This window comes from Plantibacter sp. AC185 (genome assembly GCF_979258065.1).
On record NZ_OZ409831.1, the window covers coordinates 1,807,394 to 1,831,822 of the forward strand.

The window sequence follows — 24,429 nt, forward strand, 5'->3', positions numbered from 1 at the left end:
GCGAACCGACCATCCCGACGAAGGACCCAGCATGAGCAGACTCCGGATCGACGCGACCGACATCGCACGCATCGCCGTGTTCGCCGCCATCGTGGCCGCCCTGGGCCTGCCCGGCGCGTTCTCGGTGCTCGGCGCGGTGCCCATCACGGCGCAGACCCTCGGCGTCATGCTCGCCGGCGCGATCCTCGGCCCGTGGCGCGGCATGCTCTCCATGCTCGTGCTGCTGGCGCTCGTCGCCATCGGCCTGCCCCTCCTGTCCGGCGGTCGCGGCGGGATCGGCGTCTTCGTCGGACCGAGTGCCGGATATCTCCTCGGCTGGATCGTCGGCGTCTTCGTGATCGGGCTCATCGTGCACGCTGGCAGGAGTCGGCTGCGCTGGTGGCGTACCGCGCTCGGCGTCTTCGTCGGCGGCATCGGCGTCATCTACGCGTTCGGCATCCCGGTGCAGTCGCTCGTCACCCGCCTGCCACTCGGCGAGACCGCCCTGCAGAGCCTCGTGTTCGTGCCCGGCGACCTCGTGAAGGTCGTGCTCGCGACGGTCATCACGATGACGCTCGCCCGCGCCTACCCGCGCGCGTTCCGCAACGCGGCCGGCGCCGGCTCCACGCGTCCCGGCGAGCCCGCCCGGATCGGATGACCGTGCGTCCAGGGCACCTCGTCCCGCTGCGCGGCGGGGCGCCGACCGACCTCGTCCGTCGGGCGCTCGAGGTGCGGGCGGCCGGCGGCGTGCCGTTGATCGGCGACGACCGGTGGAGCGTGTCGTACTGGCGTTCCGTCCGCGACCGCAGCACCGCGTCCGGTCCACAGCCTGGCCAGGGGTGGGCGACGCTGACCTCCGGCACCACGGGCGAGCCGCGCATCGTGCTCAGGACCGCCGCGTCGTGGGCGGACTCCTTTCCGGCCGTCGGCGCGCTGCTCGACCTCGGGCCGGACGACGTCCTGGCGCTGTCGTCGCCGCCCGCGTCGTCGCTGTCGCTGTTCTCGGTCGCCCATGCGGCCGCCGTCGGTTGCTCGCTCGCCCTCCCGACCACCCACGCGCTCACCCCCGACGACGCCCGTGACGCGACCCGGTTCCACGGGACCCCGAACGGCCTCCGGGCACTGCTCGACGGCGAGGTGCCGCCCCGCCTGCGGGTGGCGTTGATCGGAGGCGCCTCACTCGACCCCGGACTCCGCGCCAGGGCGGAGGACCTCGGCATCCGTGTCGTGTCCTACTACGGAGCCGCCGAGCTCTCCTTCGTGGCGGTCGACGACGGTGTCGATCCGGATCGGCCGGGCCTCCGCGCGCTCCCCGGCGTCGAGCTCGAGGTCCGCGACGACGACGTCCTCTGGGTCCGATCGCCGTTCGTCGCGACCGGGTACCTCGGGGGCTCGGGCCCGCTCCGACGCGACGGCGACTGGTCCTCCGTCGGCGACCGCGCACGGATCGACGACGGGATCGTCACGCTCCTCGGACGATCCGACGATGCGATCCTCACGGCCGCGGCGACCGTCATCCCCGCCGATGTCGAGGAGGCTCTGCGCCGACTCGACGAGGTGGACGACGCCGTCGTGCTCGGTCTGCCGAACGCCGGGGTCGGATCGCTCGTGACGGCCGTGTTGGAACTGCACCCGGGCGCGCGTCCGACCCGCGCGATGCTCCGCGACGCCCTCGCACCGCTGTTGCCCCCGACCCCTCGGCCCCGACGCTGGTTCGTCGTCGACGAGCTGCCCCGCACCGTCACCGGCAAGGCCGCCCGCGCGGAGCTCGCCGACCGACTCGCGGCAGGGACGGTGGCGTCCCTTGACTGAGTCGCACGCCCTCCCGCGCATCGTCGCGGCCCGACGGACGCCGATCGCGACGCGCGGGCGCGCCCTCGCCGCACTCACGGTCGAGCAGCTGGCGGTCCCCGTCGTCCGCGCCGTGCAGGACGATGCGACGCACGTCCTGGGCCTGCCGCCGGTGGTGGGGGACGTCGTCCTCGGGAACTGCATGGGCCCCGGCGGCAACCCGGCCCGCGTCGCCGCACTCGGGGCCGGCCTCGGCTTCGACGTTCCAGGGCTCACCGTCGACCGGCAGTGCGGCAGCGGCCTCGCGGCGATCATCGAGGCGTCCACGGCGATCAGCGCCGGCGACCATCGGCCACGGATCGCCGGCGGGGTCGAGAGCGCGTCGACCGCGCCGACCCGCTCCGTCGACGGCATCGCCTACGCGCGGGCACCGTTCGCACCGGCGGGATGGCACGACCCCGACATGACCAGGGCCGCGGAGGACCTCGCCGAGCACGACGGGATCTCCCGCGGCCGCCAGGACGCCTACGCGGCGCGGAGCACGCACCGAGCGGCGAGCGCCGTCGCCGCCGTGCGGTTCACCGACGAGCTCGTCGCGCTGGTCGGGGCGGCGGAGCACGATGAGGCGCCGCGCAGCGGGATCGAGCGTCTGCTCCCCCGGTTCACCCCGCTCTTCTCCGAAGGCTCACTCACGGCAGGCAACACCTGCCGGGTGAGCGACGGTGCGGCAGCCGTGCTCGTCATGCCCGGCGGGCCCGCCCACGGGAGCACGACGCCCGGCCTCGCCGTCCGGGCACACGCCGTCGTCGGCTGCGACCCGGCACTCCCGGGGATCGGGGCCGCGCCGGCGATCCTCGACGCCCTCGATCGGGCCGGCGTGGACCTCGCGCAGGTCGCCGCGTTCGAGATCGTGGAGGCGTTCGCGGCCCAGACGCTCGCCGTGCTCGACCGACTCGGTGTCGCCGAGGACGACGAGCGTCTCTGCGCCGACGGTGGCGCCCTCGCGCTCGGTCATCCGTGGGGCGCGAGCGGTGCGGTCGCCGTGGTCCGCCTGTTCTCGCGGCTCGTCCGCGGCGGGGCTCCGGCGGGCACGATCGGGGTGGCGGCGGCCTCGGTCGGCGGCGGTCTCGGCGTCGCCGCGGTGTTCGAGGTCGTGCGATGATCGGGGACATCGACCAGTCATCCGCCATCCGTCTCGACGGCGTCACCGCACGTCTCGGCGACACCGTCGCTCTCGACGACGTGACGCTCCACCTCGACGACGCGCGCATCGCGGTCATCGGGGCGAACGGCTCAGGCAAGTCCACCTTCGCCCGGCTCGTCGGGGGCCTCACGCGAGCGACCGCCGGCAGTGTCCAGGTCCACGGCGTCGACGCCGCGAAGGACACGGCGACGCTTCGACGACTCGTCAGCATCGTGTTCAGCAACCCGGACGCACAGATCGTCATGCCGACGGTGGCGGAGGACGTCGCGTTCTCCCTCCGCGGCACGAAGGCATCGAAGGCCGACATCGCCGCCCAGGTCGCCGACGCGCTCGACGAGTTCGGTCTGACAACGCTCGCCGACCGGTCCGCCTACGAACTCTCCGGTGGCCAGAAGCAGTTGTTGGCGCTCTGCGGGGCCGTGATCCGGCGGCCGGCGCTGCTCATCGCCGATGAACCCACCGCCTACCTCGACGCCCGCAACAGCGCCGCCGTCGCCGACCACCTCCTGCATCCCGAGGCGGGCCATCAGCTCCTCCTCGTCACCCACGACCTGGAACTCGCCGCCCGCTGCGACACCGCGCTGCTCTTCGACGGCGGGCGGGTCGTCGCGCAGGGTGGACCCGAGGACGTGATCGCGGCCTACCGCGCGAGTCTGCGGTCGTGACGGCGTGATCACCCTCTACCGCCCTGGCTCCGGCTGGCTCCATCGCGCGCCGGCCGGCCCGAAGGCGCTTGGCATCCTCGTCGTGGTGCTCGCGATCTCGCTCCTGCCGACGAGTTGGTGGACCGCGGGCATCGCCACCACCGTGACCGTCCTCGCCTACCTCGCCTCGGGCCTCGGCCTCGGCGAGCTCGGACGGCAGCTCCTGCTCATCCGCTGGATCATCACGATCACGGTGGCCGGCCAACTGCTGTTCCTCGACGTCGAGTCCGCGGTGTCGAACACGTCCCGGATCGTCGCCGCCATCCTGCTCGCGGCGCTCCTCGTGCTGAGCACGCGCGTCGCCGACCTGCTCGACGCCTTCGAGCGCGTCCTCCAGCCCCTGGGTCGCTTCGGTGTCGACCCCTCGCGCATCGCCCTGATGCTCGCCGTCGCCATCAACACGGTGCCCGTCCTCGCCCGCTTGGCCACGAGCGTCCGGGAAGCGCAGCGGGCGCGCGGGGCCGGGTCGAACCTCGTGACCTTCGTCGTGCCGTTCCTCGTGGTGTCGCTGAAGCACGCAGACGAGCTCGGTGAGGCCCTCACCGCCCGGGGCGTCCGATGAGCGGCGACGACACCGTGCGCGTCCACGGCAAAACGGTCGACGACGAGACACGCTGCGTCCACTACGCGACCGCGCTCGACGTCATCGCGATCCGCTTCGCCTGCTGCGGCGAGTACTACCCGTGCCACCTGTGCCACGCGGAGTGCGCCGACCACCCGGCCGAGCAGTGGCCTCGCGAGCAGCGCGGCCGCGAGGCGATCCTGTGCGGCGTGTGCTCGACGGAACTGACGATCGACCGCTACCTGGAGGTCGACGCCTGCCCGAACTGCGACGCCCGGTTCAATCCGGGCTGCCGCCTGCACTCGGCGTACTACTTCCAGCCGTGACCGTAGACGCTCACTGCATCGAGCCCACGGTGCACGCTCGGGAATCGCGCGGTCGGCAGAATTCGGTGTTACACCGACACGCGCAGTGTTACACTGAGTTATGCCCACGAAGCACGCTCGCACGAACCTCACCCACACGCCGCAGGTGAAACACGCACTCGAGGTCGCTCGGATGCACTGGCCGAACGAGGATCGTGAGAGCGCCTTGCTGTTGAACCTCTTGGATGCAGGGGCGAAGGCGCTTGAAGCCGGCGAGCAGTCCACCGCGGAGCGCCGTCGCGCGCGCATCCTCGACACAGCGGGCAGGTACACCGGACTGTATGAAGCCGACTACTTGGATCAGGTCCGCGAAGGCTGGGCCGAGTGATCGTCCTCGATGCGGGCGTTCTGATCGGTTTCCTCGATGGGTCGGATGCTCACCACGGCGCCGCTGTCGCCCTGCTCGAAGAACACCCCACCGGCTACCTCGTTCACCCACTCACCGCTGCCGAGATCCTCGTGGGGCCCGCGAAACGCAATATCGAGGATCAGGTTTGGCACGACCTGAGAGGCATTGGCGTCGAGGTGGCCGAACTCGGCTCCGACGAACCGCTCGCCCTGGCCCGACTGCGAGCACAGTGGGGGCTGAAGATGCCCGATACGTGCGTTCTCGCCACGGCAGAGAAGTACGATGTCTCCCTCGCGACCTTCGACCGTCAATTGGCCGGCATCGCGAGCCGCGCCGGCCGCCTGATCCCTGATCTCGGGTCGTGACACCGCAGCGCTGCGCGAGGCGCTCCAGCCACACTCTTCCGGAAGCCACTCCCACACGATGCGGTACCACCCTGCAGGGCTCTGATCGGATGCCCGCACCTACCTCGGCGCTTGCTCGGATCCAGCCGTGACCGCCCGCCGGTAGACGCGGTTGCGGGCGGCGAGGATCGCGGCACCGATGGTGGCGGCGATGAGCGACCCTGCGAGCACGCCCACCTTGACGTGGTCGTCGGACGCACTGCCGACGCCGAAGGACAACTCACCGACGAGCAGCGACACCGTGAACCCGATGCCCGCGACGAACGCCATCCCGACGAGGTCGACCCAACGGATCGACGGGTCGAGGCCGAGGCCGGGCAGACGGGTGACGAGGAACGTCGTCACGAGGATGCCGATCGGCTTGCCGAGGACGAGCCCGGCGATGATGCCGAGCGCGATGGTGTCCTGGAAGGACTCGACGAGCCCGGATATCCCGCCGATGACCACGCCCGCGGAGAAGAACGCGAAGATCGGGACGGCGACCGCCGTGGAGACGACGCTCCAGCGATCGGCGAAGTGCGCCGCGAGGCCGTCGTAGACCGGGCGCCCCTCGGCGGTGGTCCCCACCTGAACGCGGGCGCGCTTGGTCGAGAAGACGGGCACCATGAAGCCGAGCAGCACGCCGGCGACGGTCGCATGGATCCCGGAGGCATGGATGAGCGCCCAGGTGCACAGACCGAGCGGGATGAGCACCCACCAGGCCCGGACGCCACGCTGGACGAGTACGGCGAAGACGGCGAGCGGCACCGCGGCGAGCGCCAGCGGCAGGAACTCGATGTGGTCGGTGTAGAAGATCGCGATGATGCTGATGGCGATGAGGTCGTCCACCACGGCGAGCGTGAGCAGGAAGGTCCGCAGTGCCGGCGGCAGGAACGTGCCGACCACCGCGATCACGGCGACGGCGAACGCGATGTCCGTGGCGGCCGGGATCGCCCATCCCTGCAGCGCGTCGGGCCCGGCGCTCAGGTTCACGAGGACGTAGATGACGGCGGGCACGGCCACGCCGCCGACCGCAGCGGCGATGGGGAGCGCGGCGGTCTTGGGGTTCCGGAGCTTGCCGGCGACGAACTCCTCCTTGAGCTCCAAGCCGACGACGAAGAAGAAGATCGCGAGGAGCCCGTCGGCCGCCCAGGCACCGACGGAGAGGTTCAGATGGAGCGCCTCCGGACCGAAGGTGAAGTCCCGGACGCTCAGGTAGAACTCGGAGGCGCCGGTGTTGGCGAGCACGAGCGCGAGTGCGGTGGCGACGACGAGGAGGGCACCACCGACGGTGTCCTGTTGGAGCGTCTGGTGGATGCCTCGCCAGATCGAGTGCGGGGCCTGGTCGGCCGGCAGGTCGTGGGAGCGGTGCGCGTCGGGCATGCGGATCCTTCGGGTGAGGGTTCGGTCGAGCAGCAGAGCGATCTCGATCGATCGCCCGCCGACCAGACTTCCCGGCGCACCAGCCTCCATTCTAGGCGATCGGGTGGGGGATCGGCCGGGAACCGTGCGCAGGCGGCCTGCGCAGTGCTTGGATGCATCCATGAGCTCCTCACCACCGACCGGCGGCCACCCGGACGAACCGCACCGCGGTGACCTCGCGGGCCGCTTGAACTGGCTCCGTGCGGGTGTGCTCGGCGCGAACGACGGCATCGTCTCCGTCGCGTCCCTCGTCGTCGGAGTCGCCGGTGCCACGACCGACAGCGCCCCGCTCCTCGCAGCGGGTGTCGCGGGGCTCGTCGGTGGCGCGATCTCCATGGCCCTCGGCGAGTACGTGTCGGTGAGCAGCCAGCGGGACAGCCAGCGGGCCCTCATCGCGAAGGAGCGGCGGGAGCTCTCCGACGACCCCGAGGCGGAGCTCGCGGAACTCGCCGGGATCTACGAGGCGAAGGGGCTCCAGCCGACGACCGCGAGGCGGGTCGCCGAGGAGCTGACCGCGCACGACCCGCTCACGGCACACCTCGAGGCCGAACTCGGCATCACCGAGGACGCGGTCGTCAGCCCGTGGGCGGCCGCCGGCGCGTCGGCGCTCGCCTTCACGATCGGGGCGCTGCTCCCCCTGCTCGCGATCCTGCTGCCGCCACCCGAGGTGCGCGTCCCGATCACCTTCGTCGTCGTGCTCATCGCGCTGGCGCTCACCGGCTTCACGAGCGCGAGGATCGGCGGCAACCCCGCGCTCCGCCCGACCGTCAGGGTCGTGGTCGGTGGAGCGCTCGCCCTCGCCGTCACCTTCGCCATCGGCACCCTGCTCGGCACGAGCGGCGTGGTCTGATGGCCAGGGTCCTGGCTGTCGGGGACGAACCGACGACGGGTGTGCTGGTGCAGCGGTCCGGGGAGTTCTCTGGGAGTCTGCTGGAGCCCCGCCCGGACGTGGAGCTCCCGGGTGTAGAAGTGAAGGGCGTCCACCAGGTCGCCCTGTCGGATTCGATCAGTGCGGATCGACAGCCCGAAGAACATGTGAGGAGCACCATATGAGCGCAGCAGACAAGATCAAGAACGCCGCCGAAGACCTCGCGGGCAAGGCCAAAGAGGCCGTCGGCAAGGCGACCGACAACGACAAGCTCGTCGCGGAGGGCAAGGCCGACCAGGCCAAGTCCGACGTGAAGCAGGCCGGTGAGAACGTGAAGGACGCGTTCAAGAACTGACCTCCCGATCACACGAACGCCGGTGCCCCGCTCGGGTCACCGGCGTTCGTCTGTCTGCGGGGGGGCCGACTCGGCTCACCGCCCCCGGAGAAACCCCGCCAACCCGGTGGACCTCCCCCGGTCCCTGAGCCTGTCGAAGGGCCCACGGGTGAACCCCACGAGTCCGGCATGCCTCCTCCGCTCCCTGAGCCTGTCGAAGGGCCCACGAGCAACTTCCACAGCCGTCCCGACTCAGCATCTGGAATGTCAGTGGTCCATGGTGGACTGGTTCCATGACCGAGACCACCCTCACCGCGATCCGCGTCGGCGACGAGTACGCCGCGCAGCTCGCGGAGTTCTCGGACGAATGGGCAGAGCTCCACCGGCAACAAGCCGTCCTCGACGCCCGCAAAGCGCGCCTCCTGGCCCGCTCCGCCGCCTATGCGGACGCGTTCGCCGACGCCACGGTCCCGGCGATCTTCCCGCCGGCCGAACGGCAGGACCTCTCCCGCCGCTCCACTTGCGCGGCCCTTGCGATGGCGACGCGAACGCCGGAACGGACGATCCAGCGTGCGACCAACGACGCCGAACGTCTCGTGAACGACGCACCGGCCGTGCTGGCGTCGCTCGAAGCGGGCCGCATCTCGGCGCGGCACGCACAGGTGATCACCGACCAGCTCTGCGACGTCCCACCCGCGGGCCGGGCCGCGTTCCTCGAAGCAGTCCTCCCCGTGGCGGAGCGCATGACCGCCGCCAGGCTCAAGGGCCGCGCCCGAGTGCTGCGCGAGCGACTCCACCCCGAGTCGATCACCGCACGCGCGGTCCGCTCCGAGGCCGACCGCCGCGTCGAGTTCGAGCCGGCCGCCGACGGCATGGCATGGGTGCACCTGTTCACCACCGCGCCCATCGCGCAAGGCATCATCGAGCGCGTCGAAGCAGCAGCCACCGACTCCCGCTCAGCGGGTGACACCCGCACGTGCGCTCAGCTGCAGGCTGACGCCCTTGCGGCGCTCGCGCTCACCGGCGTCACACCCGACGACATCATGACCAGCCCAGTCCTGCCGCACCCGATCGAGGTCCAGGAGCACATCAAGCCGACCGTGCAGATCACCGTCCCGGCGCTCACGATGGCCGGCGTCTCCGACGCACCCGGCATGCTCGATGGCTATGGTCCGATCGACCCGGAGACCGCAGCCCGTATCGCGGTGAACGCACCCAGCTTCACCCGGATCCTCGTCCAGCCCGAGACCGGCGCGTTGCTCTCCGTCGGGCGGAATCAGTACCGAGTTCCGGCCGACCTGCAACGCGCGGTGCGGCTTCGGGACGGCACCTGTCGTGCACCCGGTTGCGGCAGGCGCGCCAGAGCCTGCGACCTTGATCATTCGGTCGCCTGGGAGGACGGCGGGACGACAGATGTCGGGAACCTCGCCTGTCTCTGCCGACATCACCACCGGATGAAGCATCTGCCCGGATGGAACCTCGACCACGGACCCGGCGGGGTACTCGACTGGACAACGCCCGATGGGAAACGCCACCGGACCGAACCGGATCCCGCGCCGTTCTGACCCCCGCCGGCCCCTGAGCTGCGCCGCGCTGAGCCTGTCGACGTGTCGAAGGGTTCCTCATGGGCACTTCGACAAGCTCAGTGACCGGGGGAGGTGTACCCGGAACGATTCGGTCCCTGAGCCTGTCGAAGGGCACTCCGGTTGCGCCACCTCCGTGACCGGGAGAGGTTCACCCGCGACGCTCCGGTCCCTGAGCCTGTCGAAGGGCACTCCGGTTGCGCCACCTCCGTGACCGGGAGAGGTTCACCCGCGACGCTCCGGTCCCTGAGCCTGTCGAAGGGGAGTTCGGGCCGCATCACCTCGGTGACCGGGAGACGTGGGCCCGGAAGCGCTCCGGTCCCAGAGCCCGACGACGTGCCGAACGGCATCCTCGTGGGCACTTCGACAAGCTCAGTGACCGGGACAGGTGTACCCGGAACGATTCGGTCCCTGAGCCTGTCGAAGGGCACTCCGGTTGCGCCACCTCCGTGACCGGGAGAGGTTCACCCGCGACGCTCCGGTCCCTGAGCCTGTCGAAGGGGAGTTCGGGCCGCATCACCTCGGTGACCGGGAGACGTGGGCCCGGAAGCGCTCCGGTCCCAGAGCCCGACGACGTGCCGAACGGCATCCTCGTGGGCACTTCGACAAGCTCAGTGACCGGGACAGGTGTACCCGGAACGATTCGGTCCCTGAGCCTGTCGAAGGGCACTCCGGTTGCGCCACCTCCGTGACCGGGAGAGGTTCACCCGCGACGCTCCGGTCCCTGAGCCTGTCGAAGGGGAGTTCGGGCCGCATCACCTCGGTGACCGGGAGACGTGGGCCCGGAAGCGCTCCGGTCCCAGAGCCCGACGACGTGCCGAACGGCATCCTCGTGGGCACTTCGACAAGCTCAGTGACCGGGACAGGTGTACCCGGAACGATTCGGTCCCTGAGCCTGTCGAAGGGCACTCCGGTTGCGCCACCTCCGTGACCGGGAGAGGTTCACCCGCGACGCTCCGGTCCCTGAGCCTGTCGAAGGGCACTCAGGCCTGCAGTACAGCTAGTCCTTGATGAGCAGGATCGGGTCGCCGTCGAAGGAGTCGTAGGGGTTCGGGTCGGTGAAACCGCCGTCGTACATGAGGCCGGCCGGAGCCTTGCCACCGGCGGGAGCCGCCGCGACGTAGCACTGCGTGATCGGCGTGCCACCGTCGAACTCCTCGGTGAACGACTCGGATCCGCACTCGTCCCACCCGATGAGCGTGGCCTCCTGGACCTTCTCGCCATCGGCGTCGACGGGCGAGAAGGAGGTCGCGTCGCTGTTGAACGCCACCGGGTCGCCCGACACCTTGGTCATCTCGAGCCGGATGAGCGTGATGTCGTAGCCGTCGAGTTCCCCGCCGTCGAACTGCGTCTTGAGGAACGCGACCTGGTCGGCCGTCGCGGGGGTGACCTCAGTCAGCTTCGCGCTGATGAGCGCGGTGACGCCGTCGGTGCCCTGCGACTCGTAGACGATCGGCTCGTCGATCCCGACCTGCGCGCCAGGCTCGGTGACCTCGCCGTCCGCCGACCCGGTCGAGGTCGGCTTCGACGTCGCGGACGACGAAGGCTTCTCAGTCGGCTTCGCGTCGGGGGCCGACGGCGTGGAGCACCCGGCCAGCACGAGCATGGCTGCAACGGGGAGGGTGATCAGGGCGGTGACGCGGGAGAGCTGCATCGGGATTCCTTTCGGCGGCGGACTCCAGCAGTCTGTCCCGCGCGCCACCGCCACGCGATGGGGACAACTCCCCACCGGGGCGGCCCACCACCTGCCGTCGGGTCCGGGCGGGATCCCCCACCCCCTCACAGGAATCTCTCTGCTGGCGTTCATCCGAGCGGCGGACGATGAGACGACGCGCCAGGTTGTCGCGTCCGAGGGGAACCCATGACTGCGACGATCACCGTGCCGACCGCGCCCTCGCGCCGTCGGTGGGACGCCCTCCACACCCTCCTCGGCGGCCGCGCCGCTCCATGGGTCGTCGGCCTGTTCGCCACCGTCGTCTCCCTCATCGGCATCGGGACGCCGTCGTACTGGGGTGACGAGGCGGCGAGCGTCCTCGCCGCCGAACGCCCCCTCCCCGTCATGTTCGGGATGATCGGCCACATCGACGCCGTCCACGGCCTGTACTACGCGTTCCTGCACGTCTGGACCGGTGCCTTCGGGACCGCCGAGGCCGTCACGCGGTTCCCGAGCGCGATCGGCGTCGGTCTGGCCGCGGCCGGCACGGTCGTGCTCGCACGGTCCATCTTCACCCCGGCGATCGGCATCACGGCGGGCCTCGTGTTCGCCGTCATCCCCCAGGTCACCAGGATGGGCGCCGAGACGCGCTCCTATGCGCTGGGCATGGCCGCGGTCGTGTGGCTGACGGTCTGGTTCGTGTCGCTCGTGCGTCGTCGGTCCACATCACGCCGCAGCTGGGCACTCTTCGCCATCGCGAGCGCCGCCTCGATGTACCTGTTCCTGTACCTCGCGATGCTCCTCCTCGTGCACGCCACGTGGATGGTGCTCCAACGCCCAGGGCGGCGAGTGATGCGAGCGTGGGGCTGGTCCCTGGTCGGCGCACTGGTCCTCGGCGCTCCGATCGTGATCGCGGGCATCGCGCAGCGCGAGCAGATCGCGTTCCTCGGCAGGCGGGACTACGCGACGCCGGAATCGGTGCTCGTCGGCCAGTGGTTCCAGACGCCGGCCTTCGCCGTGGTCGCGTGGCTGCTGATCGTGCTCGCTCCCATCGGGGTCCTCGTGGTCCGCCGATCCTCCCGACAGCGTCGCGCCCTGGCGATGATCGCCGTCTGGGCGCTCGCACCGACCGCGCTGCTCATCATCGGCAACACCCTCGTGACGCCGATGTACAACCTCCGCTACGTCACCTTCTGCGTCCCGGCCGTCGCCATCATGATGGCGCTCGGACTCCGGGCGATCGTCGACCTCCTGCCGAAGCGGGTGGACCGCGCGGTGGCGACCGCGATCGGTGTCGCGCTCGTGCTGGCGCTCGCCACCCCGGTCCTCGCGGAACAGCGCGGCCCGTTCGCGAAGGACGACGGCAGCGACCTCCGGCAGACCGCCGAGGTCGTCCAGGCCCATGCCTCGCCGGGCGACGCGGTCGTCTTCGACCAGTCGGTGAAGCCCTCGCGCAAGTCGCGGCTCGCGATCGACCTCTACCCGCAGGCCTTCGCCGGCCTCGACGACGTCGCGCTCGAGACGAGCTACCGTGACCGCCCAGAGCTCTGGGACCTGGCCGCGCCGCTGTCCGAGATCCACGACCGGCTCATCGGCCACGACACGGTCTGGGTCGTCGAGGGCTCGAGCACCTCTCCGAACGTGGCGGATCTGGAGGCGCTCGGCTACCACGTCGAGCAGCGGATCCCCGTCCACCGCAGCATCGTCTTCGAGCTGGTCAGGTCGTGACGCGATGGTGATCCGAGCCCTTCCCGATCCGCGCGCACTGCTCCGGCGACCGATCGTCCGCGAGGTCGCCACCTTCGGCCTCGTCGGCGGCGCCGGCTTCCTCGTCGACGTCGGGGTCTTCAACCTCCTCGCGTACACCGTGTTCCTCCACACCGGCACCTCCGGGCTGCTCGTGGCGAAGGGCATCTCGACGACACTCGCCATCGTGGCCAACTGGGTGGGCAACCGGCTCCTCACCTTCCGCGCGCATCGGCGCTCGGACGTCGCCCGCGAAGCGCTCGAATTCGGTCTGGTGAGTCTCGCGGGCGGCGCGATCGCCCTGGCCTGCCTCTGGGTCTCCCACGACGCGATGCACCTGACGACGCCGCTGGCGGACAACGTGTCGGCGAACATCGTCGGGCTGGCCCTCGGTTCCGCGTTCCGCTTCGTGCTCTACCGCTTCTGGGTGTACGGACCGCGGGCGGAGCGGACGGGGCCGATCCCAGTGCGCGTCGACCCGTGAGGCCGTCCAGTCAGCGACTCGCGTTGTGCTGCGAGACGGCGTCGCTGACCCAGGAGAACTCGTCGACGAACCGCGAGAGCAACCGGGCGAGTTCCGCTCGATCGCGCTCGCTCCACTTGCCGACGAGGGTGTTGTAGACCTGCTGCGCCGCCTGCCGGTGTCGTTCGAGGGCGGTCCGTCCCTCCTCCGTCGCGCTCACGAGCACCGCGCGGCGATCACTCGGATCCGTCGCCCGGACGACGAGACCACCCTTCTCGAGGCGACGCACCTCGGCCGTCGCGGTCGACTTGTCGACGTCCATCCAGCCCGCGACCGTGGACATGCGGATCGGTCCGGCAGTGATGACGTATTCGAGGAGCCACGCGTCCGTGGCGGTGAGGGCGGCACCCTCGGCGTCGTGCAGCGAACGCCGATTGTCGGCCCTGGTGGACCAGCGGAGCACCGTCGCGAGGGACGCCTGGATGACGGCTCCCGCCTCGGCGGGGTCGACGTCATCGCTCATAGCTGAATTCTTTCTGAATACGTGCATTCGGGTGTTGGTTCGACCATACCAACTATATAGTGGGACGGCACCAACTAAACATCAACCGTCCCCCACCTCGAGCGCTGCGGAGAACACAGCCCATGGAAATCCCCGGATACGTCTGGCTGCTGACGATCGTCGGCATTCTGGCCCTCCTCGCCTTCGACTTCATCTTCCACGTGCGCAAGGCCCATGAGCCGACGCTGCCGGAAGCCGCGAAGTGGTCGGCCCTCTACGTCGGTATCGCCATCGTCTTCGGCCTCGGCGTCCTCTTCTTCGGCGGCGGCACACTCGGATCCGAGTACTTCGCCGGCTACATCACGGAGAAGGCCCTGTCGGTCGACAACCTCTTCGTCTTCCTCATCATCATGTCGAGCTTCCGCGTGCCGCGGGCCGACCAGCAGAAGGTGCTCCTCTTCGGCATCGTCTTCGCCCTCATCGCCCGCACCGGCTTCATCTTCCTCGGTGCCGCCGCGGTCAACGCCTGGTCCTGGCTGTTCTACATCTTCGGCGCGTTCCTCATCTTCACGGCGATCAAGCTCCTCCGCCCGGAAGAGGAGAGCGACGACGCGAACAACTTCGTCATCCGTCTCGCCAAGCGTCTCTTCAAGACGACCGACCGCTACGACGGCGACAAGCTCGTCACCATCGAGAACGGCAAGAAGGTCCTCACGCCGATGCTGCTCGTCATGGTCGCCATCGGCGGCACCGACCTGCTCTTCGCGCTCGACTCGATCCCCGCGATCTTCGGCCTCACGCAGAACCCGTACATCGTCTTCACCGCGACGGCGTTCTCGCTGCTCGGCCTCCGTCAGCTCTACTTCCTCATCGACGGCCTACTCGACCGCCTCATCTTCCTGAGCTACGGTCTGGCGGCGATCCTCGGATTCATCGGTGTGAAGCTCGTCCTGCACGCGCTGCACGAGAACACCCTGCCGTTCCTCAACGGTGGCGAGCACATCCCGGTGTTCGAGATCAGCACGGGCCTTTCGCTCATCGTCATCATCGGCATCCTGACCGTCACGGTCCTCGCCTCGCTCCTCAGCCCGGCCGGCCGTGCGCACACGATCATCAGCGACGCCCGCACCCAGGCGAAGAAGATCGTCGACCACGCCGACTCCCCGGAGGACATCCCGGACGGCCACCACGTGGACGAGGTCGAACTCGAGACGAGCTACACCCGCATGGTCGAGCGCCAGAAGTCGTTCGCGAACCTGAAGCCCAAGCACCAGGCGAAGGCGGCCGACGACGAGGAGCTCCAGCGGCTGCTCGCCCGGGCCCACGAGCTGCAGGCGAAGAGCTCCGACTCACGCGGCCTGCTCTGAACGGACCGGGAATCCGGGCGCTCGCCCGGCTGAACCGATAACGTGGACGTGCGCTCCCAGCTTCGGCCGGGGGCGCACGTCCCACACCTCACCACCAGCAACACGATGAAGCATCTAGGAGACGGAACCATGGGTCTGAGTCTGGAAAAGGGCCAGTCGCTCTCACTGACGAAGCAGGACGGCGGTTCGCTCACGCGGATCCGCCTCGGTCTCGGCTGGGACGGCGTCGCACCGGTGAAGCGCGGCTTCTTCGGCCGCTCGTCCGCACCCGACATCGACCTGGACGCCTCAGCGATCTTCTTCGACGCCACCGGCAAGGTGCTCGACACCATCTGGTTCCAGCAGCTCGCGAGCAAGGACGGCTCGGCCAGCCACACCGGCGACAACCTCACGGGTGCCGGCGACGGCGACGACGAGACGATCCTCGTCGACCTCTCGAAGGTCGCCCCGTCCGTCCAGCAGATCGTCTTCGTGATCAGCAGCTACAGCCGCCAGACCTTCGACACCGTGCAGAACGCCTTCAGCCGGATCATCGACGACTCGACCCCGGGCTCCCCCGAGGTCGCCCGCTACCAGCTCACCGACTCCGGTCCGCACACCGCGATGATCATGTCGAAGGTCTCGCGCGAGGGCAACGGCTGGACCTTCAAGGCGATCGGCGAGCGCGCCAACGGGCGTTCCGTCATGGACCTCCTCGGCCCCGCCGCCCAGGCGCTCTGAGCACCACCCGCAGCAGTCCCCCGCGCGACAGCGCAGTTCCGAAGGAGAAGCGATCACCATGGCAGGACTCACCCTCGAAAAGGGCAACAACCTCTCGCTCACGAAGACCAGCCCCGGCCTGACCGTCGCGACGATCGGTCTCGGGTGGGACCCGCGCACCACGAGCGGTGAGGCGTTCGACCTCGACGCCTCGGCGCTGCTCGTCGGCGCGAACGGCAAGGTGCGCTCCTCCGCCGACTTCATCTTCTACAACCAGCCCGCCTCAGCGGACGGCTCCGTCAAGCACCTCGGCGACAACCGCACCGGCGACGGCGAGGGCGACGACGAGCAGATCTCGGTCGATCTGAACGCGGTCGGGGCAGACGTCGAGCGCGTGATCATCGCCGTGTCGATCGACAAGGCCGACGAGCGTCGCCAGAACTTCGGCCAGGTCCGCGGCGCGTACTGCCGCATCGTCGACCAGGACGGCACCGAGATCGTCCGCTTCGACCTCAGCGAGGACGCCGCCCCCGAGACCGCCATGCTGTTCTCGGAGCTCTACCGCAACGGATCCGAGTGGAAGTTCAAGGCCGTCGGCCAGGGCTACACCACCGGTCTCGCCGGCATCGCCGGCGACTTCGGCGTCCCGCTCGGCTGAGCACCGACGCCTCCACCACGAGCAAGCCACACACGAGAGCAAGGTCGACCGCATGAGCACGCCACTCACTCCGCCAGACGCCAACGAACAGGCAGCAGCCTCCCTCGTGCTGCACGCTCCGGATGCACCGGACGTCGTGCAGGCCGAAGAGGCACCGGGCATGGTCCCGGTCCCGGCGGAGCGCCAGACGGAGATCCAGCAGCAGGCGCGCTCCTTCGTGACCGAGGTCGCGACGCTCGACCCGCGCTCACCCGAGTTCACGCAGAAGATCGAGGGCATCTCCCAGATCGGCGGCAAGGAGATGGTGCAGTCGAGCGGGTACTCCTCCCGCATGCTCGACCGCTCGTCGACCTCGGTCGCCGGCGCGAAGCGTTCGGGTGACAGCGCGCAGATCAAGGTCGCGACCACGCTCGGCGACCTCCGCAGCACCGTCGAGGACCTCACGCCGAACCAGGCGGACCTCGGCGTCGGCCGCAAGATCCTCGGGTTCATCCCGGGCGGCAACAAACTCGCCAAGTACTTCCAGAAGTACGAGTCCGCGCAGACCCAGCTCGACAAGATCATCAAGTCGCTCATGGCCGGCCAGGACGAGCTCCTGAAGGACAACGCCGCCCTCGCCGGCGAGAAGGTCCAGCTCTGGGAGACGATGCAGGCGCTCAGCGAGTACGCCGTCTTCGCGAAGGCCCTCGACGCCGCCTGCGTCGCCAAGATCGACGAAGCCCGCTCCTCCGGACGCATCGAGGAGGCCCAGAAGCTCGAGGCCGACGTCCTCTTCCCCGTCCGCCAGCGCCACCAGGACATCCTCACGCAGCTCGCCGTCTCGGTGCAGGGCTACCTCGCGATGGACCTCATCCGCAAGAACAACCTCGAGCTCATCAAGGGTGTCGACCGCGCTCGCACCACGACGATCGCCGCCCTGCGGACCGCCGTCGTCGTCGCGCAGGCCCTCGCGAACCAGAAGATGGTCCTCGACCAGATCGACGCGATCAACACCACGACGAACAACATGATCCTGCAGACGAGCGAGATGCTGAAGGACCAGACCACGCGCATCCACCAGCAGGCCTCCACCGCGGGCGTCAGCGTCGAGACCCTGCAGCGCGCGTTCGACAACGTCTTCCAGACCATGGACGCGATCGACACCTTCCGTGCCGAAGCCGCCAAGAACATGGAGGGCACCGTCAACGCGCTCGAGTCGGGCCTCGAGAAGGCGAAGCCGTACCTCGAGCGCAGCCGTCAGGCCGAGCAGCGCGAACTGCGGTAGCCTCACGCTCGGGTGACCGGGCGCACGGGTCGCTGAGGACGAAGGGGACGAGGGATGGCATTCGGACGACTGCTGAACGCACTGCGGACCGGCGGGGCCGAGCCGCTCGGCGTCGTCGACGCCACGCCGGCACCCGTCGGTGAGACCGAGGACGAGCAGACGGCCCGGCACCTCGACGAACTCCGCAACTCGGTGCGCTCCGTGGGGCGCGACCTGCCCACGCTGCTCACCTCGCAGCTCCGACAGATCGACGACCAGTTGCGCCTCGTCGTCGCGACGATCGCCGACCAGGGTGCGTCGACCGAGCAGCGCGTGCTCCTCGCCGCGATGGTGACGGACTACCTCCCGAGCCCGCTGCGCTCCTTCCTCGCGCTGCCGGCCGCGGACCGCACCGACGACTCCCGCAGCACGATCGTCTTCGCCCGTCAGCTGGAGCTCATCGAGGAGACCATCCGCGACCTCCTCAACCAGATCCGCATCGGCGCGATCGCCGAACTCTCGACGCACGGTCGGTTCCTCTCCGACAAGTTCCAGGAGCCCGACGCCGGTCTCGTGCTGGGTGCGCACTGATGGCGTCGCTGATCGCGGGCGCGAACGCCGCGCTCACCGCCGAGAACCCCGGTCTCGACGCCGTGCTCATCGGGTTCGGCTGGGACGTCATCGCGAGCCGTGGGCCGCAGAGCGAACCCGTGCCGCTGGCGATCATGTGCGGCGACGACGGCAAGGCGCTGTCCGACGACCACCTCGTGTTCTTCAACCAGGTCGAGAGCCAGGACGGCGCGGTCACCTTCTCGTCCGAGGCCGACGACGAGGAGATCGACGTCGAGCTGTCGCGCGTGCCGGATGCCGTGTCGAAGATCGCCTTCCTGCTCTACATCGACCCCGACGTCCGCGGTCCCGGCGACTTCTCGCCCGTGCGCTCGGCGTTCGTCCGCGTCGCCACGCCCGACGGTCGGGAGCTCGTGCGCTTCGACGTGCCGATCGCCGAGGTCCGCAGCAGCCAGGCGCTGCTCCTCGCCGAGCTGTACCGGCACCGCTCGGACTGGAAGTTCCGTGCCCTCGGGCAGGGGTACGCCGGTGGTCTCGCCGGCGTGGCGCGCGACTTCAGAATCGACCTCTGAGCCGTGCCGCTCAACACCTCCCCGGTGCGACGGGACATCGACTACCTCCGTCGTCGGGTGAAGCCGAGGCCGGAGCCGGTGGCGCAGGTCGAGCCGGTGGCGGGCGCCCCGGCGGCACCTGCCCCCGCAGCGCCCGCCGCGTCGGCAGCACCGTCGACGGGACTCACGCTCGGCGGGCCGTCGACGCCCGCCGCCGCACCCCCTGCCCCGGCGGCATCGACAGCGCCGTCGGCACCGTCGGCACCGTCGGCACCGTCGACGGGACTCACGCTTGGCGGGCCCTCGACGCCCGCCGTGGTGACCCCCTCGGTGAACGCGGCGTCGCCGCCCCCGTCGACGCCCAGCACCCCACAGCCCTTCCCCGCCCCGACGGCCGAGGAGGTCCGCGTCCTCGACGACGAGACCCCGCTGGTCCGGCTCGACCCTCGTCAGTCCGCGATCGGCAGCCTCATCGTCGGCGGAGCGACGGCGATCGTGTGGGAGGCCGTCGAACTCGTGACGGGCGTCGCGACCGCCGACGGTGTCGACGGCACGCCCGTGACGACGCCCGGCAACCGGCCGCTGCTCGGCTTCGACGGCGGCGACGCGATCCTCGCACTCCGTCACGTGCACCTCATCCGGCGAGCGCTGTTCGTCGGCGCAGCCGGTCGTCCGCTGACGGTCCAGCTCTTCGACGGCGAGAGCTTCGCCGCGGCTGACGACACCGGCGCACCGCCGGTCGTCTCGCTGCTGCGCATCGGGTCGAGACTCGAACTCCGCCTCGAACCCCTTCCCGCCGAGATCCCCCTCCAGACGCTCCTGCAGCAGTTCGGCTTCGAGCCGACGCCGTACGTCGTCGCCCGCGAACCCCGGAGACGATGACCATGCGCCACTTCAGTTACGTCGACGACAAGCGCGCGTCGCGGCTGTTCCACAAGCTCCCGAGCCCCATCAGCATCGACTCCCCGCCGGAACACGTGGCGGCGGCACTCGGCGCCACGCTCTACAGTCCCGGCACGCGCCCGACGCTCGCGAAGGACGTCGTGAAGCAGGCGAAGCACGGCTGCCTGAGCATGGTGCTGTGCCTCGAGGACTCGGTCCCCGACGACGCGGTCGAGTTCGCCGAGACGAACGTCGCGGAGGCGATGCAGCAGCTCGCCGCCAAGAGCTCGGGGTCCAAGCGCCCGGTGTTGCCGCTGCTCTTCATCCGCGTCCGCACGCCCGAGCAGCTCGAGCGGGTCGCCGGGCTCCTCGGTCCGGGACTCGACCTCCTGAGCGGCTTCGTCATCCCCAAGTACGAGAACAGCGACGGGGTGGCGGACCGCTTCTTCGAAGCGCTCGGTCGCGTGCAGCGCGACTACGGGCAGGACGGGTCGAACGGCGCGCGTCGGCTCCGGGTCATGCCGATCCTCGAGTCGCCGCGGATGATCCACCGCGAGACCCGCGACGACACCCTCTCCGGGATCGTCGACGTCACCAAGGCCCACCGCGAGGACGTACTCGCGGTCCGGATCGGCGCCACCGACCTCTCGAGCGCCTTCTCGCTCCGGCGCTCCCGCGACCTCACCGTGTACGACGTGAAACTCGTCTCCTCGGTCATCGCCGACGTCGTCAACGTCTTCGGTCGACCGGGCGACGACTTCGTCATCACCGGCACGGTCTGGGAGCACTTCCACAACGCGGAGCGGCTCATGCGCCCGCAGCTGCGCATGACGCCGTTCCAGGACGCGAACGAGGCGCAGCTGCGTCAGAAGCTGCTCCTCAAAGGACTCGACGGCCTCATCCGCGAGATCGCGCTCGACCAGGCGAACGGGTTGCTCGGCAAGACGGTCATCCACCCGAGCCACGTGCCGGTCGTCCACGCGATGTCGGTCGTGAGCCACGAGGAGTACGTCGACGCCCTCTCGGTCGTCGGCGACGTGGGTGGCGGCGCCAACGCCTCCCCCTACCGGAACAAGATGAACGAGATGAAGCCGCACCAGGCATGGGCGCGCAAGACCCTGCTCCGCGCGGATGCCTTCGGGGTGGCAGCGGAGGAGACGACCTTCGTCGACCTCCTCGAGACGAGCATGCGGTGACCGTATGGACGGGCGGCTTCGTCAGTGACGCCGTCGGCATCGGCCTGCGCTCGAACGCGTCCCGGAGCCTGATCCCGGTGGAGGACCTCGTCGGTCTCGCGCTCCGCGACAACCCCAAACGCGCGCAGCTGCTCGTGTCGACGGTCCTCGCCAAACACGTGCCGACCGTGCCCGGTCTGGCACTCGCCGCCGGCGAACTGCTCGGACTGCTGGTGCGGAGCGCGCTCGACGGCGGCGATCCGGAGACGACTCCGTTCGACACCGTGGCGCAGCTCCTGGCCCGTCGGGAACGGCCGGATGCTGACGGTCTCGCCGCCCTCACCGCCGTCCGCGAGCACCTCGCCCAGCTCCGCGATGCGGCGCCACCGGCCGGGCCGGAGCTCGTCACCGTCGGTTATGCCGAGACGGCGACCGGGCTCGGCCACATCGTCGCCGACGCGCTCGGCTCGCCGTACCTCCACTCCACGAGGCACGAGGCGGACGTGCCCTTCACACCGTTCGAGGAGGAGCACTCGCACGCGAGCGACCACCGCCTGTACCCGAGCGACCCCGCGTGGGCCACGGTCGGCGGCACCACGGTGCTCGTCGACGACGAGTTGAGCACCGGACGCACCGTCCGCAACACGATCACCGCGCTGCACGCCACCACGCCGCAGGCGCACTGGGTGGTCGCAGGCCTCATCGACCTGCGTTCGGATGCGGACCGACAGCGCTTCGATGAACTCGCCGACAGCCTCGGCACCCGGATCACCGTCGTGGCGCTCGGCGTGGGTGCCGTCGACCTTCCGGAGGACGTCCTCGCCCGCGCGCGGGCGGTCATCGACGCCGCACCCGCCGCGTCGGTAGCCGGATCGACCGCAACCGGCGACGTCGTCGTCGTGGACGCCTCCGACCTGCCGCCCGTGCGGAGCGCGCGCTTCGGTGCGACAGGACGCCTGGACGACGCGGTGACCGCCGCGATCGCCGACCGGGTCCTTCCGGAGCTGCCGGACGGCGAGGTGGTGGTGCTCGGCTCCGAGGAGTTCATCGCGGTCCCGCTGGCCGTCGCCGCCCACCTCGACCGCGCCCGCGGAGCGACACGCTTCTCCACCACCACGCGGTCCCCCATCGCCGTCATCGACCGTGACGACTACGCCATCGCGAGCGCGGTGTCCTTCACCAGTCACGACCGCACGATCGACGGCTTCGGACCCCGCTTCGCCTACAACCTCTCCCGCGGTGGTTCACGGTTCGCGGCGGTGGTCCTGTTCCCGGAGCCGGGCGCCGACCGCGAGCTCCTGCTTCGGCCCGACGGCGTCGTCGAGGCACTGCGGACCGTCACCGACCACGTCATCGTCGTCCTCCTCTCCGAATCCGTCCCGACCCCAGCCGAATGGAACCCCGCACCGTGACCATCGACGCCGCCGCCCTCCCCGAGCCGCTCACCGGACCGGACTTCGGGTCCTACGACGCCTCGGAGGTGCGCTGGCTGCTCACCGACCTCGGCGACACCCGCCTCGAGGCCGACGCCTCCGAACGCGAGGCCGCGATCCAGAGCGGTCGCGCGCACTACGCCGAGTCGCTGCCCATCGAGTACCTGCCCTCCCCCGAGTACGAGGAGCTCTACCGGGACGCCCTCGCGCGCTCGAGCCGACGTCTCGCGGTGGCCGTCGGTGTCGTCACCGACCTCGTCCTGGCGTCCCGTGCGAACCGGCCGGTGCTGGTTTCCCTCGCCCGCGCCGGAACGCCCATCGGGATCCTCATGCGTCGCTGGGCGCAGGAGGTCCGTGGGATCGACGTGCCGCACTACACGATGAGCATCGTGCGCGGTGTCGGCGTCGACGGAACCGCGCTGCGCTACCTCGCGGCGCACCACGACCCGGAGCAGATCGCGTTCGTCGACGGCTGGACCGGCAAGGGCGCCATCGCGCGCGAACTGACGGCGGCGCTGGAACTCTTCGCCGAGACCGACGGCATCCGCTTCTCCGACGAGCTGGCGGTCCTCGCCGACCCCGGCCACTGCGTGCCCGTGTACGGCACCCGCGACGACTACCTCATCCCCTCGGCGTGCCTGAACTCCACCGTCTCCGGCCTCGTGTCCCGCACGGTGTACAACCGCGAGCTGCTCTCCGACGACCAGTTCCACGGCGCCAAGTTCTACCGCGAGCTGAGCAGTCACGACGTCTCCGGCGCCTTCCTCGACGCGGTCTCCAGCCGCTTCGCCGAGGTGGTCGACGACGTCGTAGCGGGCGTCGAGGAGGCCTCGGCGGCCGATCGCGAACCGAGCTGGATCGGCTGGGAGGCCGTCGAGCGGATCCGGGAACAGTACGACATCCCGACGGTGAACCTCGTGAAGCCGGGTGTCGGCGAGACCACCCGCGTCCTGCTCCGCCGGGTGCCGTGGAAGGTGCTCGTGTCACCGGACGCCCTCGACGACGTCGCGCACGTGCTCCTGCTCGCCGAGCAGCGCGGTGTGCCGGTCGAGGTCGTGCCCGGGTTGCCCTACAGCTGTGTCGGACTCATCAACCCGTTGAGCGACGCCGCGGCGGGAGACGCCCAGTGAGCGCCCTCGTCGCCTGCGACCTCGACCGCACCCTCATCTACTCGCCGAAGGCGTTCTGGCTCCAGACGCCTGACCCCGAGGCGCCGTCGATCGTCGTCTCGGAGCTCTGGAACGGTGTGCCGATCTCGTTCATGACGCGCGAGTCGGAGCGACTGCTGATCGAGCTGCGCTCGCAGGCCGTGTTCATGCCGGTCACGACGCGCACGGTGGCGCAGTATCAGCGGGTGCAGCTGCCGGGCGGCGCGCCCGCATACGCGATCACGAGCAACGGCGGCGAGATCCTCGTCGACGGCGTCCCCGACGCCGACTGGCGTGACCGGGTGCGAGCGCACCTCACCGACCACACCGCTCCGCTGGACGAGGCGCTCGCGCGCTTCGAGGAGCTGGCGTCGCCCACCTGGATCCTCAAGACGAACGTCGCGGATGCGCTGTTCTTCTACTCGATCGTCGAGCGCGACGCGATCCCGGCGGGCTGGCTCGAACAGGTCGAGCAGGAGTGCGAACGGCTCGGATGGACGGTGTCCCTGCAGGGACGCAAGCTCTACTGCGTACCCCGGACGCTCACGAAGCACGATGCCGTCAGTGAAGTCGCCCGCCGCCTCGACGGACCACTCGTCCTCGCGGCCGGTGACTCGCTCCTCGACCAGTCGATGCTGGAGACCGCCGACCTCGCGTTCCGGCCGGCGCACGGCGAGCTCGACGACGAGGGCTTCACGATCGACACGCTGACGGTCACCGAGCGGCGCGGCATCCTCGCCGGCGAGGAACTGCTGCGGCTGATGACGGCGGCAGCCGTCCGGGGCCGCTGACCC

General features: G+C 70.1%; 27 protein-coding genes. 24 read left to right on the top strand and 3 right to left on the bottom strand.

Annotation, left to right across the window (positions count from 1 at the left end):
- Window positions 1–31: 31 nt before the first annotated feature.
- The 8 genes from ACZZZB_RS08615 (at window position 32) to ACZZZB_RS08650 (ending at window position 5,319) form a co-directional block, all read left to right on the top strand.
- On the top strand, window positions 32–637 hold the full coding sequence (locus ACZZZB_RS08615) for a biotin transporter BioY (protein ID WP_274499086.1): 606 nt from the start codon (window positions 32–34) through the stop codon (window positions 635–637).
- Window positions 634–1,791, top strand: coding sequence for a class I adenylate-forming enzyme family protein (locus ACZZZB_RS08620; RefSeq protein ID WP_463529450.1), 1,158 nt, complete (start codon window positions 634–636; stop codon window positions 1,789–1,791). Before ACZZZB_RS08615 ends, ACZZZB_RS08620 begins: the two co-directional genes overlap by 4 nt.
- On the top strand, window positions 1,784–2,932 hold the full coding sequence (locus ACZZZB_RS08625) for a thiolase family protein (RefSeq protein WP_463529451.1): 1,149 nt from the start codon (window positions 1,784–1,786) through the stop codon (window positions 2,930–2,932). Before ACZZZB_RS08620 ends, ACZZZB_RS08625 begins: the two co-directional genes overlap by 8 nt.
- Entirely contained in the window at window positions 2,929–3,639 is a 711-nt protein-coding gene (locus ACZZZB_RS08630) for an energy-coupling factor ABC transporter ATP-binding protein (RefSeq protein WP_463529452.1), read from the top strand. The genes ACZZZB_RS08625 and ACZZZB_RS08630 overlap by 4 nt, the downstream gene beginning before the upstream one ends.
- A 4-nt stretch (window positions 3,640–3,643) precedes the next feature.
- Entirely contained in the window at window positions 3,644–4,240 is a 597-nt protein-coding gene (locus ACZZZB_RS08635) for an energy-coupling factor transporter transmembrane component T family protein (protein ID WP_463529453.1), read from the top strand.
- Window positions 4,237–4,566, top strand: coding sequence for a CHY zinc finger protein (locus ACZZZB_RS08640; protein WP_463529454.1), 330 nt, complete (start codon window positions 4,237–4,239; stop codon window positions 4,564–4,566). The genes ACZZZB_RS08635 and ACZZZB_RS08640 overlap by 4 nt, the downstream gene beginning before the upstream one ends.
- 100 nt (window positions 4,567–4,666) lie before the next feature.
- Window positions 4,667–4,933: a hypothetical protein gene (locus ACZZZB_RS08645; protein ID WP_191940151.1), complete on the top strand. Its 267-nt coding sequence runs from the start codon at window positions 4,667–4,669 to the stop codon at window positions 4,931–4,933.
- Window positions 4,930–5,319, top strand: coding sequence for a type II toxin-antitoxin system VapC family toxin (locus ACZZZB_RS08650; RefSeq protein WP_161578572.1), 390 nt, complete (start codon window positions 4,930–4,932; stop codon window positions 5,317–5,319). The genes ACZZZB_RS08645 and ACZZZB_RS08650 overlap by 4 nt, the downstream gene beginning before the upstream one ends.
- Window positions 5,320–5,418: 99 nt before the next feature.
- Here the strand turns inward: ACZZZB_RS08650 and nhaA are convergent, their stop codons facing one another.
- Window positions 5,419–6,720 (bottom strand): Na+/H+ antiporter NhaA, encoded by a 1,302-nt coding sequence (gene nhaA / locus ACZZZB_RS08655; protein ID WP_463529455.1) that lies wholly within the window; start codon window positions 6,718–6,720, stop codon window positions 5,419–5,421.
- 160 nt (window positions 6,721–6,880) lie between these two features.
- Here nhaA and ACZZZB_RS08660 point away from each other — a divergent pair, with 160 nt between their 5' ends.
- From ACZZZB_RS08660 to ACZZZB_RS08670, 3 genes are all read left to right on the top strand, one after another.
- A complete protein-coding gene (locus ACZZZB_RS08660) occupies window positions 6,881–7,609 on the top strand; it encodes a VIT1/CCC1 transporter family protein (RefSeq protein ID WP_137242670.1) in 729 nt (242 codons plus the stop codon).
- Between the two features lie 199 nt (window positions 7,610–7,808).
- Complete coding sequence (locus ACZZZB_RS08665; RefSeq protein ID WP_086472763.1) at window positions 7,809–7,982, top strand: CsbD family protein; 174 nt, start codon at window positions 7,809–7,811, stop codon at window positions 7,980–7,982.
- A 272-nt stretch (window positions 7,983–8,254) separates the two neighbouring features.
- Window positions 8,255–9,526: an HNH endonuclease signature motif containing protein gene (locus ACZZZB_RS08670; protein ID WP_229939333.1), complete on the top strand. Its 1,272-nt coding sequence runs from the start codon at window positions 8,255–8,257 to the stop codon at window positions 9,524–9,526.
- A gap of 1,018 nt (window positions 9,527–10,544) precedes the next feature.
- On the opposite strand, the gene ACZZZB_RS08675 is transcribed toward ACZZZB_RS08670, so the two are convergent.
- Window positions 10,545–11,198: a hypothetical protein gene (locus tag ACZZZB_RS08675; protein ID WP_463529456.1), complete on the bottom strand. Its 654-nt coding sequence runs from the start codon at window positions 11,196–11,198 to the stop codon at window positions 10,545–10,547.
- Between the two features lie 207 nt (window positions 11,199–11,405).
- Here ACZZZB_RS08675 and ACZZZB_RS08680 point away from each other — a divergent pair, with 207 nt between their 5' ends.
- A complete protein-coding gene (locus ACZZZB_RS08680) occupies window positions 11,406–12,926 on the top strand; it encodes a glycosyltransferase family 39 protein (RefSeq protein WP_463529457.1) in 1,521 nt (506 codons plus the stop codon).
- A gap of 4 nt (window positions 12,927–12,930) precedes the next feature.
- Complete coding sequence (locus tag ACZZZB_RS08685; RefSeq protein WP_159876993.1) at window positions 12,931–13,428, top strand: GtrA family protein; 498 nt, start codon at window positions 12,931–12,933, stop codon at window positions 13,426–13,428.
- Between the two features lie 10 nt (window positions 13,429–13,438).
- Here ACZZZB_RS08685 and ACZZZB_RS08690 read toward each other — a convergent pair whose 3' ends face one another.
- Window positions 13,439–13,930 (bottom strand): MarR family winged helix-turn-helix transcriptional regulator, encoded by a 492-nt coding sequence (locus ACZZZB_RS08690; protein WP_463529458.1) that lies wholly within the window; start codon window positions 13,928–13,930, stop codon window positions 13,439–13,441.
- 122 nt (window positions 13,931–14,052) lie between these two features.
- Between ACZZZB_RS08690 and ACZZZB_RS08695 the strand changes: the two genes are divergently transcribed.
- The 11 genes from ACZZZB_RS08695 (at window position 14,053) to ACZZZB_RS08745 (ending at window position 24,426) form a co-directional block, all read left to right on the top strand.
- Window positions 14,053–15,276, top strand: coding sequence for a TerC family protein (locus ACZZZB_RS08695; protein WP_079704613.1), 1,224 nt, complete (start codon window positions 14,053–14,055; stop codon window positions 15,274–15,276).
- Window positions 15,277–15,405: 129 nt separating this feature from the next.
- Entirely contained in the window at window positions 15,406–15,996 is a 591-nt protein-coding gene (locus ACZZZB_RS08700) for a TerD family protein (RefSeq protein WP_138945985.1), read from the top strand.
- A gap of 58 nt (window positions 15,997–16,054) precedes the next feature.
- On the top strand, window positions 16,055–16,633 hold the full coding sequence (locus tag ACZZZB_RS08705; protein ID WP_463529459.1) for a TerD family protein: 579 nt from the start codon (window positions 16,055–16,057) through the stop codon (window positions 16,631–16,633).
- Between the two features lie 52 nt (window positions 16,634–16,685).
- Window positions 16,686–17,897 (top strand): toxic anion resistance protein, encoded by a 1,212-nt coding sequence (locus ACZZZB_RS08710; protein WP_079704610.1) that lies wholly within the window; start codon window positions 16,686–16,688, stop codon window positions 17,895–17,897.
- A 54-nt stretch (window positions 17,898–17,951) separates the two neighbouring features.
- The gene (locus tag ACZZZB_RS08715; RefSeq protein WP_463529460.1) at window positions 17,952–18,467 is read left to right on the top strand and encodes a hypothetical protein; all 516 of its coding nucleotides are present in this window, start codon (window positions 17,952–17,954) and stop codon (window positions 18,465–18,467) included.
- Complete coding sequence (locus tag ACZZZB_RS08720; protein ID WP_064295863.1) at window positions 18,467–19,018, top strand: TerD family protein; 552 nt, start codon at window positions 18,467–18,469, stop codon at window positions 19,016–19,018. Before ACZZZB_RS08715 ends, ACZZZB_RS08720 begins: the two co-directional genes overlap by 1 nt.
- A 3-nt stretch (window positions 19,019–19,021) precedes the next feature.
- Complete coding sequence (locus tag ACZZZB_RS08725) at window positions 19,022–19,879, top strand: hypothetical protein (RefSeq protein ID WP_463529461.1); 858 nt, start codon at window positions 19,022–19,024, stop codon at window positions 19,877–19,879.
- Between the two features lie 2 nt (window positions 19,880–19,881).
- Window positions 19,882–21,075 (top strand): HpcH/HpaI aldolase/citrate lyase family protein, encoded by a 1,194-nt coding sequence (locus ACZZZB_RS08730; protein WP_138945983.1) that lies wholly within the window; start codon window positions 19,882–19,884, stop codon window positions 21,073–21,075.
- A complete protein-coding gene (locus ACZZZB_RS08735) occupies window positions 21,072–22,466 on the top strand; it encodes a phosphoribosyltransferase domain-containing protein (protein WP_463529462.1) in 1,395 nt (464 codons plus the stop codon). Before ACZZZB_RS08730 ends, ACZZZB_RS08735 begins: the two co-directional genes overlap by 4 nt.
- Window positions 22,463–23,617 carry a cysteine protease StiP family protein gene (locus tag ACZZZB_RS08740; protein ID WP_463529463.1) on the top strand — a complete coding sequence of 385 codons (1,155 nt, stop codon included), beginning with the start codon at window positions 22,463–22,465 and terminating at the stop codon, window positions 23,615–23,617. The genes ACZZZB_RS08735 and ACZZZB_RS08740 overlap by 4 nt, the downstream gene beginning before the upstream one ends.
- Complete coding sequence (locus ACZZZB_RS08745; protein ID WP_463529464.1) at window positions 23,614–24,426, top strand: HAD family hydrolase; 813 nt, start codon at window positions 23,614–23,616, stop codon at window positions 24,424–24,426. The genes ACZZZB_RS08740 and ACZZZB_RS08745 overlap by 4 nt, the downstream gene beginning before the upstream one ends.
- Window positions 24,427–24,429: the final 3 nt, after the last annotated feature.

What these genes read in the sequence shown, in the direction of transcription:
- ACZZZB_RS08615 (WP_274499086.1), top strand. Translation starts at nt 32, where the DNA reads ATGAGCAGACTCCGGATCGACGCGACCGACATCGCACGCATCGCCGTG.
- ACZZZB_RS08620 (WP_463529450.1), top strand. Translation starts at nt 634, where the DNA reads ATGACCGTGCGTCCAGGGCACCTCGTCCCGCTGCGCGGCGGGGCGCCG.
- ACZZZB_RS08630 (WP_463529452.1), top strand. Translation starts at nt 2,929, where the DNA reads ATGATCGGGGACATCGACCAGTCATCCGCCATCCGTCTCGACGGCGTC.
- ACZZZB_RS08640 (WP_463529454.1), top strand. Translation starts at nt 4,237, where the DNA reads ATGAGCGGCGACGACACCGTGCGCGTCCACGGCAAAACGGTCGACGAC.
- ACZZZB_RS08645 (WP_191940151.1), top strand. Translation starts at nt 4,667, where the DNA reads ATGCCCACGAAGCACGCTCGCACGAACCTCACCCACACGCCGCAGGTG.
- nhaA (WP_463529455.1), bottom strand. Translation starts at nt 6,720, where the DNA reads ATGCCCGACGCGCACCGCTCCCACGACCTGCCGGCCGACCAGGCCCCG.
- ACZZZB_RS08660 (WP_137242670.1), top strand. Translation starts at nt 6,881, where the DNA reads ATGAGCTCCTCACCACCGACCGGCGGCCACCCGGACGAACCGCACCGC.
- ACZZZB_RS08665 (WP_086472763.1), top strand. Translation starts at nt 7,809, where the DNA reads ATGAGCGCAGCAGACAAGATCAAGAACGCCGCCGAAGACCTCGCGGGC.
- ACZZZB_RS08670 (WP_229939333.1), top strand. Translation starts at nt 8,255, where the DNA reads ATGACCGAGACCACCCTCACCGCGATCCGCGTCGGCGACGAGTACGCC.
- ACZZZB_RS08675 (WP_463529456.1), bottom strand. Translation starts at nt 11,198, where the DNA reads ATGCAGCTCTCCCGCGTCACCGCCCTGATCACCCTCCCCGTTGCAGCC.
- ACZZZB_RS08680 (WP_463529457.1), top strand. Translation starts at nt 11,406, where the DNA reads ATGACTGCGACGATCACCGTGCCGACCGCGCCCTCGCGCCGTCGGTGG.
- ACZZZB_RS08685 (WP_159876993.1), top strand. Translation starts at nt 12,931, where the DNA reads ATGGTGATCCGAGCCCTTCCCGATCCGCGCGCACTGCTCCGGCGACCG.
- ACZZZB_RS08690 (WP_463529458.1), bottom strand. Translation starts at nt 13,930, where the DNA reads ATGAGCGATGACGTCGACCCCGCCGAGGCGGGAGCCGTCATCCAGGCG.
- ACZZZB_RS08695 (WP_079704613.1), top strand. Translation starts at nt 14,053, where the DNA reads ATGGAAATCCCCGGATACGTCTGGCTGCTGACGATCGTCGGCATTCTG.
- ACZZZB_RS08700 (WP_138945985.1), top strand. Translation starts at nt 15,406, where the DNA reads ATGGGTCTGAGTCTGGAAAAGGGCCAGTCGCTCTCACTGACGAAGCAG.
- ACZZZB_RS08705 (WP_463529459.1), top strand. Translation starts at nt 16,055, where the DNA reads ATGGCAGGACTCACCCTCGAAAAGGGCAACAACCTCTCGCTCACGAAG.
- ACZZZB_RS08710 (WP_079704610.1), top strand. Translation starts at nt 16,686, where the DNA reads ATGAGCACGCCACTCACTCCGCCAGACGCCAACGAACAGGCAGCAGCC.
- ACZZZB_RS08715 (WP_463529460.1), top strand. Translation starts at nt 17,952, where the DNA reads ATGGCATTCGGACGACTGCTGAACGCACTGCGGACCGGCGGGGCCGAG.
- ACZZZB_RS08720 (WP_064295863.1), top strand. Translation starts at nt 18,467, where the DNA reads ATGGCGTCGCTGATCGCGGGCGCGAACGCCGCGCTCACCGCCGAGAAC.
- ACZZZB_RS08730 (WP_138945983.1), top strand. Translation starts at nt 19,882, where the DNA reads ATGCGCCACTTCAGTTACGTCGACGACAAGCGCGCGTCGCGGCTGTTC.